General features: G+C 43.0%; 2 protein-coding genes. Both read right to left on the reverse strand.

The window, feature by feature from the left end; all coding sequences use genetic code 11:
* Nucleotides 1–95: 95 nt before the first annotated feature.
* Nucleotides 96–512 carry a type II toxin-antitoxin system tRNA(fMet)-specific endonuclease VapC gene (gene vapC / locus C8R11_RS15820; RefSeq protein ID WP_107796528.1) on the reverse strand — a complete coding sequence of 139 codons (417 nt, stop codon included), beginning with the start codon at nt 510–512 and terminating at the stop codon, nt 96–98.
* A complete protein-coding gene (vapB, locus tag C8R11_RS15825; protein ID WP_107796529.1) occupies nt 513–746 on the reverse strand; it encodes a type II toxin-antitoxin system VapB family antitoxin in 234 nt (77 codons plus the stop codon).
* Between the last annotated feature and the right edge of the window lie 383 nt (nt 747–1129).

Raw genomic sequence — 1129 nt, forward strand, 5'->3', positions numbered from 1 at the left:
ATAAAAAAGTAATTGTGGAATGAGGCACGACTTGCTAAAGTGATTATGACAAAGTCGCTCGGTAATTAGACCGACAGTTTCCCTTGGTAATCACACTAGTACACTTTATTGGATTCGACCCAATTATCTATACGTAATGCACTAACATGCTCAAATTCGCGGCAGTTATTAGTGACCAGCGTCAGGCCTTCGCTTCTTGCATGACCTGCAATATGCAAATCGTTCACACCAATCATGGTTCCTTTGCGTTCCAGATCGGCGCGTATATCGCCATAGTGAGCTGCTGCTTTAATTCCGTATGCCAGCACTTCCAGGCGAGACACAAAATCTTCAACCTGGCGTAGATTGTGTTCTTTCCTGGAACTCTTTTCAGCACCATGAATTAACTCGGCTAAAGTGATCGAACTTATACACATTTGCCCTACGTGACGATTAAAGGTCTCTAAAATCTCAACCGGTCTGCGCTTAATGACATAAATCACAATGTTGGTGTCGAGCATAAACTTGAGCATTTAGAACTTTTCTCTTTCTGCCTGATTCTGGGTGGCGCGCTCAGTCATGAAGTCATCAGTCACACCTTGTTCTGACATAAAAAAACTGTCCCAGGTGTTTTCTATTGGCGAAAGAATACGGTCTTTTCCGACAACACGCACATTGACTCGTTTAACATCTTCAGGAAAGCGGCTGTCAGCAGGCAGTCTAACGGCCTGGGTCCTGTTATTTTCAAATACTGATCCGGTTGACATAAGGAACCTCACTAAATGCTATATACATTAAGTATACATTATTGCGGCGAGTTGCACTAAATTGATTGAATAAAACCAGAATCAGGTTTTATTTTTGCTTGAATGTTTGTATAACATAAATAACGTTATGTTATAGTAACTTACATGGGAAATACGCTGATTATTCAACGTGAAAATCTGTCACTTCCGGTGTTAATTTCTGATGCAGGCGTGGCCGCGTCAACACGATTTGTTGAGTTCTTCACCGCCCAGATCAGAAACTAGAATACTTGGTCGGCATATTTTCGAGCGGCGACCCGGTTTATGCACTGGTGTGAAAAAAGAGCGGTTGGTCTGACCGCGATTGAACCCGTGGTTGTGGCCGCCTATGTGGAAGAACTTGC

This window comes from Nitrosomonas aestuarii, assembly GCF_003046585.1.
Taxonomy (GTDB): Bacteria; Pseudomonadota; Gammaproteobacteria; order Burkholderiales; family Nitrosomonadaceae; genus Nitrosomonas; species Nitrosomonas aestuarii.